The 6,296-nt window shown below is 63.5% G+C and carries 6 protein-coding genes; 5 read left to right on the top strand and 1 reads right to left on the bottom strand.

Going from position 1 to position 6,296, the window contains the following annotated elements:
• Positions 1 to 129: 129 nt before the first annotated feature.
• The gene (locus tag JWR89_RS11330; RefSeq protein ID WP_299715793.1) at positions 130 to 1,107 is read right to left on the bottom strand and encodes an ABC transporter substrate-binding protein; all 978 of its coding nucleotides are present in this window, start codon (positions 1,105 to 1,107) and stop codon (positions 130 to 132) included.
• 180 nt (positions 1,108 to 1,287) lie between these two features.
• Here JWR89_RS11330 and JWR89_RS11325 point away from each other — a divergent pair, with 180 nt between their 5' ends.
• From JWR89_RS11325 to JWR89_RS11305, 5 genes are all read left to right on the top strand, one after another.
• Positions 1,288 to 2,148, top strand: coding sequence for an alpha/beta hydrolase (locus JWR89_RS11325; RefSeq protein WP_299715790.1), 861 nt, complete (start codon positions 1,288 to 1,290; stop codon positions 2,146 to 2,148).
• A 3-nt stretch (positions 2,149 to 2,151) separates the two neighbouring features.
• Positions 2,152 to 2,940 (top strand): enoyl-CoA hydratase-related protein, encoded by a 789-nt coding sequence (locus JWR89_RS11320; RefSeq protein WP_299715787.1) that lies wholly within the window; start codon positions 2,152 to 2,154, stop codon positions 2,938 to 2,940.
• A gap of 53 nt (positions 2,941 to 2,993) precedes the next feature.
• Positions 2,994 to 3,803 carry an SDR family NAD(P)-dependent oxidoreductase gene (locus JWR89_RS11315; protein WP_299715784.1) on the top strand — a complete coding sequence of 270 codons (810 nt, stop codon included), beginning with the start codon at positions 2,994 to 2,996 and terminating at the stop codon, positions 3,801 to 3,803.
• A 442-nt stretch (positions 3,804 to 4,245) separates the two neighbouring features.
• Positions 4,246 to 5,451, top strand: coding sequence for an ABC transporter substrate-binding protein (locus tag JWR89_RS11310; RefSeq protein WP_299715796.1), 1,206 nt, complete (start codon positions 4,246 to 4,248; stop codon positions 5,449 to 5,451).
• Positions 5,452 to 5,521: 70 nt separating this feature from the next.
• Positions 5,522 to 6,296, top strand: a 775-nt coding sequence (locus JWR89_RS11305; RefSeq protein ID WP_299715782.1) for a branched-chain amino acid ABC transporter permease, incomplete at its 3' end; no start/stop codon positions are given.

Here is a 6,296-nt window from a genome sequence, read left to right as displayed (position 1 = left end):
GGTGCCAGCCATGACATCACTTGCCACAGCGCGGCGAACACCGCGATCGATACGATGGCCTCGCGCGGCAGGCTGCTGATCAGCAGCGCGCGGCGCGGTTCTTCGAACGGCGTCGCCGGGTGGGTCTGATCAAGGGGCATAGATGATCGCTTGATCCGGCAGCCTGGGATGGAAGCCCGCGGTAACGGCGCGCTCGAAGGTGTCCCAGATGCCCTTGCGCTCGTCGCCCCATGCCGGCTTGGCGTCGAACTCCCAGCGTTTCGCCAGCACCGCTTCCTTCAGGACGCCGGGCGGCAGCTTGACGGTGTCCACCGCGATCCTGTCGGCGCCATCGGGATCGCTGCGCAGGTAGCTGGTGACGTCCTGCAAGGCGGCGATAAACTTGACCGGCGCGTCCGGCGTCTTTTTGATGGTATCTTCGCGCATCGCATAGACCAGCTCCCAACCGTGGCCGCCCGTGAGCTGCTTCCAGGCGTCGTTGGCATTGAACACGATCTTCACCGCCGGGTCGTCCTTGATCATCATGGTGGCGATCGGCTCGATGAGCATGGCAGCATCGACGCGGCCGGCGGCGAGCTGCGCACGCGCCACGGCGAAGTTGGCATTGACCAACGTCATGTCCTTGGCGAGGTCGATCTTGTTCGACCGGGCGCAGATCGACAGGATCTGGAATTGGCCGCTGCCCATGTCGGCGGCGAGCTGTTTGCCCTTGAGGTCGGCGAGCGACTTGATCGCCGGGTCCTTCGAGACGATCACCAGATCGGCCAACGTCGCGCCGGTGGCGATGATCTTCAGCGGCACCCCTTCAAGGCGCAGCTTCTGGAAATAGGTCGGGCCACCGATCAGCGTGTCGATCTCGCCGGTTGCAAGGCCGGCATAGTAGGCGGAGAAAGAGGGATAAACCTGAACGTCCGCGTCGAAACCGTTCTTGGTGTCGAAGCCGCGCGCCTTCATGATGTTGACGATAATCGGCGCGAACACCGGAAGCGTCAGGCTGCCGATGCGGATCTTGGGCCTCGCCTGCGCGCGGGATACCGTCGCCTTCGTCGTGCCTATCAACGTCGCAGCCGTGCCCAATGCGAAGGCGCGTCGTGAAAGTCGAGTCATCGGCATCTCCTTGGAACGGCCATAACGAACGGGTTTCACGCGCTCGGCGTGGCAGTGCAATATTTGTTTGTTTGCAAATGATATGCCAAAATTGAATCCACTAAATCCTCTTGCGGTTGTGGAATAAGCCTACTAGCATTTCGTTTGTGTGCAAATGAATTTGCTCTACAGGAGGCAACGATGCCGCATGTAACGACGCCCGACGGAACACGACTCTATTATGAAGAGGTCGGCACCGGGAGTCCCGTGGTATTCGTCCACGAGTATGCTGGCGACTACCGCACCTGGGAGCCGCAACTGCGATACTTCTCGCGCGCCCATCGCTGCGTCACCATGAGCCAGCGCGGCTATCCGCCGTCGGACGTGCCGACCGATCCGGCGCGCTACGGCCAGGACATCGCGCGCGACGATATCATCGCGCTGATGGACGCGCTCAAGATCGACAAGGCGCACATCGTCGGCCATTCGATGGGCGCGTCGACCGCGCTGCATGTCGGCATCAACTATCCCGAGCGCTGCCTTTCGGTCACGGCGGCGAGCTGCGGCTATGGCTCCAGCCCCGACCCGGTATTCGTCGAGCAGGGCAGGGCCGCGTCGCGCGAAACCGCAAAAATGTTCGAGACGGTGGATTTTCCGACCGCGGCGGCGCGATATGCCGACGGCGCCACGCGGCAGACCCAGAAGAACAAGGACCCGCGCGGCTTCGCCGAATTCGCCCGCATGCTGGCCGATCATTCGCCGGTTGGCCATGCGCTGACCATGCGCGAGCTGCAGGCCAAGCGGCCGATGCTGTGGGAGATGGAAGCGTCGCTGAACAAGTTCTCGGTGCCGCTGCTGGTCATTGTCGGCGACGAGGACGACTGGTGTCTCGATCCCAGCGTCTTTCTCAAGCGCGCGGTGCCGACCGCCGGCCTGCTGGTGATCCCGCGCTCCGGCCATACCATCACGTCGGAAGAGCCGGCCGCGTTCAATGCGGCGCTGGCGGAGTTGTTCGCCGCGTCCGCGGCGGGCACCTGGATGTCGCACCGGAAATCGGCCTGAGCCATGAAAACCCCCGGCGATATCCACATCGATATTGCGGACGGCATCGCGACGCTGCGGCTGACGAGCCCGGCACGGCGCAACGCGATCTCCACCGCTATGTGGAACAAGATTGCGGCCTTCGCCGGCGACGTCGGCAACTGGCCCGATGTCCGCGTTGTCCTCATTCGCGGCGATGGCGAGGAGATGTTTTCCGCCGGCGCCGATATCTCCGACTTTGCCACGGCGCGATCGGGCGAGGGGCAGGCGCGCGCCTATGACGATCTGGTCGAAAACACCTGCAAGGCGATCGAGGCGATTCCGCAGCCGACCATCGGTTTGATCTACGGCGGTTGCATGGGGGCGGGCTCGTCGGTGGCGGCTAGCTGCGACCTGCGCGTGGCGGCCGACGACGCTTTCTTCGCCGTGCCCGCCGCCAAGCTTGGCCTCGGCTACGATCCGCGCGGCATCGCCCGCTTCATTCGGGTGTTCGGCGCCGGCGCCACGCGCCAGGTGCTGTTCACCGCGGATCGCTTGCCGGCGTTGCGCGCTTATGCGCTCGGCGCCGTGCATGTCGTTGCAGCGAAGAATGAAGTGGCCGCGGCTGCGAGCGTGCTGGCGCAAAAGATCGCCGGCAATGCGCCGCTGACGATCAAGGCTGCCAAGGCCGCGATCCGGGCGATCACGACGGACAATGCCGAACTGCTGGCCGAAGCCGAACAGTTCTATGCCGCAGCCGACGCCAGCGCTGACTACGCCGAGGGCCGTCTGGCCTTCGCCGAAAAGAGACCCCCGCGTTTCACCGGGGCCTGACAACTATCGACCGATTGCTTCGTTCTTATCTTCCAACCCAGAAGGACACTTCCATGGACCTCCAGCTCAAAGGCAAATGCGCTCTCGTCACCGGCGGCAGCGAAGGCATCGGCAAGGCGATCGCCATGACGCTCGCGAAGGAGGGCGTCAACGTGGCGATCTGCGCCCGCCGCCTGGAGCCGCTGGAGAAGACGGCTGAAGAAATCAGGAACGCCTATGGTGTGACGGTGGTCGCGATTACCGCCGACCTGACCAAGGACGCGGACGCCAAGAACTTTGTCGAGAAGGCCGCCAAGCAACTCGGCAGCCTCGACCTGATGATCAATAACGCCGGCTCCGCGCCTGGCGGCGTGATCGAGACGCTGACGGAAGCCGACTGGGAGCAGGCGATGCAGCTCAAGTTCATGGGGTATGTTCGCTGCCTGCGCCACGCGCTGCCCATCATGGTCAAGCAGGGCGGCGGACGCGTCGTCAACCTGATCGGCAATGACGGCGTGAAGCCGTCGTACTGGGAGATCGCGCCCGGCGCCGCCAACGCCGCCGGCCAGAACATGACAATGTCGCTGGCCGGCCAGTACGGCCGCCACAACATCAGCTTCTGCGCGGTCAACCCGGGTCCTGTGCGCACCGAGCGCTGGGCGGGTCTCGTCACCGCGATGTCGCGCGACATGGGTATTTCCTATGAGGAGGCCGACAAGCTGGCACCGGCGTCGATCGCGCTCGGCCGCATCGCCGAAGTCGAGGAAGTCGCCAACCTCGTCGTCATGCTGTCGTCACCGTTGGTGCAGATGGCCAATGGCACGATGATCGAGATCGACGGCGGCCAGGACAAGGCGCTGATGGATCGCTTCCGCGATCGGTAGAACTAAGTGCGGGGCGCAGTTCTTTCTTCCTTCTCCCCTTGTGGGAGAAGGTGCCTTCGCGAAGCGAAGGCGGATGAGGGGTACGTCCAGGCTGTGAGCTCGTGGCACCCCTCAACCGGATCGAACCGCTACGCGGTTCGATCCACCCTCTCCCACCTAGCGAAGTTTTGCTTCGCGCAGGGGAGAGGGGACAGAGCGCTTGTGGCAGAGGTGAGCGTCGTCGCTACCCGTGCCTGATCAAATTGGCGGCGATGTGCTAGGCATGTTGCATCAAGACCCGTCTTGACAATAAAGAGGGTGCGCAAGACTATTTGCGTACAAACTAATTCGGGTAGCAGATGCCGGCAGAAGCGCCTTGCGCGAGACGCCCGTGCACTTGCTTGCGAAAGCTGCAGCGACAGATAAATATCGCAATCCTCGATCACAACGGAGTTCGATCATGATGACGGCTCGTACCCTCGGTTCACTCGCCCTTGCCGGCGCGCTGACGGCCTCGTTCGGCTTTGCAGCCTCTGCGCAGGAAACGATCAAGATCGGTGAGTTGAACAGCTACAAGACCCAGACCGCGTTCCTCGATCCCTACAAGAAGGGCTGGGAGATGGCGATCGAGGAGATCAACGCCAAGGGCGGCGTCCTTGGCAAGAAGCTGGAAGTCATCTCGCGCGACGACGGTTCGAATCCCGGCGATGCCGTCCGCGTGGCAGACGAACTGGTGACGCGCGAAGGCGTCAACATCCTTGCCGGCACGTTCCTGTCAAACATTGGCCTGGCCGTCACCGAATTCGCCGGCAAGAAGAAAGTGTTCTTCCTCGCCGCCGAACCGCTGAGCGACAAGATCACCTGGCAGAACGGCAACAAGTACACCTTCCGCCTGCGCACACAAACCTATGCACAGGTGGCGATGCTGCTGCCGGATGCGCTGGCCGCGAAGAAGAAGCGTTGGGCGATCGTTTATCCGAACTACGAATACGGCCAGACCGCCGTCGCAGCGTTCAAGGAACTGATGAAGGCGAAGCAGCCGGACATCGAGTTCGTCACCGAGCAGGCGCCGCCGCTCGGCAAGGTCGATGCCGGCGCCGTGGCGCAGGCGATCGACGATGCCAAGCCGGATGCGATCTTCAACGTGCTGTTCGGCGCCGATTTCGCCAAGCTGGTGCGCGAAGGCGGCACGCGTGGCACGTTCAAGGACCGTCTGGTGGTCAGCGTGCTGTCCGGCGAGCCCGAATATCTCGACCCGGTGAAAGAAGAAGCGCCGGTCGGCTGGATTGTCACGGGCTACCCCTGGGACAAGATCAAGACCCCGGAACACGCTGAATTCCTCGCCGCCTATCAGAAGAAGTACAACGACTATCCGCGGCTCGGCTCGATCGTCGGCTACACCACCATGAAGTCGCTGGCCGCCGGCATCGCCAAGGCGGGATCGACCGACACCGACAAGATGATCGCTGCCTTCGAAGGCCTCAAGGTCGATGGTCCGTTCGGCCCGTTCGTCTACCGCGCCAGCGATCACCAGGCGACGATGGGCGCCTATGTCGGCAAGATCGCGCTCGAGAACGGCAGGGGTACCATGGTCGACTTCAAGTATGTCGATGGCGCCAGCGTGCTGCCCAGCGACGCCGACGTGAAGAAGCTGCGTCCCGCCGATTGATGGATAGCATCGCCATGACCGCCATCGTTCCTCTCCCCGCCGCTGTACAGCGGGGAGAGGCTGTCTTCCGATGACCTTCAGCTCGTTTCTATTTCAGGCCATCAACGGCCTGTCGTCGGCGTCAGGCCTGTTCTTCGTGGCCGCCGGCCTGTCGCTGATTTTCGGCGTCACCCGCATCGTCAATATTGCGCACGGGTCCCTCTATATGGTGGGGACTTACATCGCCTACACCTTTGCGACCAAGATCGGCGGCGTGACCGGCTTCTGGGGCGGCATCATCGTCACCGCCCTGCTGGTAGGCCTGCTCGGCGCCGTCATTGAAGTGTTGCTGCTGCGCCGGATCTATCGCGCGCCCGAATTGTTTCAATTGCTCGCCACCTTCGCGCTGGTGCTGGTCATCAACGACGCGACGCTATGGATCTGGGGACCGGAGGATCTGCTCGGTCCGCGCGCGCCGGGCCTGACCGGCTCCATCGAGGTGCTGGGCCGCCGGCTACCGACCTATGACATCTTCCTGATTTTCGTCGGCCCGCTGGTATTGTGGCTGTTGCACCTGGCGCTGGCCAAGACACGCTTCGGCCGCCTGATGCGCGCGGCGACGCAGGACCGCGAAATGGTCGGCGCGCTCGGCGTCAACCAGGCCATGCTGTTCACCGGGGCCTTCGCATTGGGCGCGCTGCTGGCCGGCCTTGGCGGCGCGCTGCAGATCGCTCGCGAGCCGGCGACGCTGGCGACGGACCTGATCGTGATCGGCGACGCCTTCGTCGTCGTCGTGGTCGGCGGCATGGGCTCGATCTCCGGCGCTTACCTGGCGGCCGTCATCATCGCCGAAGTGAAGGCGCTGT

It is taken from the genome of Tardiphaga sp. (genome assembly GCF_028290785.1).
GTDB lineage: Bacteria > Pseudomonadota > Alphaproteobacteria > Rhizobiales > Xanthobacteraceae > Tardiphaga.
Note: the sequence above shows the minus strand (reverse complement) of the source record. Positions and strands in the feature narration are given on the sequence as shown.

What these genes read in the sequence shown, in the direction of transcription:
- JWR89_RS11330 (WP_299715793.1), bottom strand. Translation starts at nt 1,107, where the DNA reads ATGACTCGACTTTCACGACGCGCCTTCGCATTGGGCACGGCTGCGACG.
- JWR89_RS11325 (WP_299715790.1), top strand. Translation starts at nt 1,288, where the DNA reads ATGCCGCATGTAACGACGCCCGACGGAACACGACTCTATTATGAAGAG.
- JWR89_RS11320 (WP_299715787.1), top strand. Translation starts at nt 2,152, where the DNA reads ATGAAAACCCCCGGCGATATCCACATCGATATTGCGGACGGCATCGCG.
- JWR89_RS11315 (WP_299715784.1), top strand. Translation starts at nt 2,994, where the DNA reads ATGGACCTCCAGCTCAAAGGCAAATGCGCTCTCGTCACCGGCGGCAGC.
- JWR89_RS11310 (WP_299715796.1), top strand. Translation starts at nt 4,246, where the DNA reads ATGACGGCTCGTACCCTCGGTTCACTCGCCCTTGCCGGCGCGCTGACG.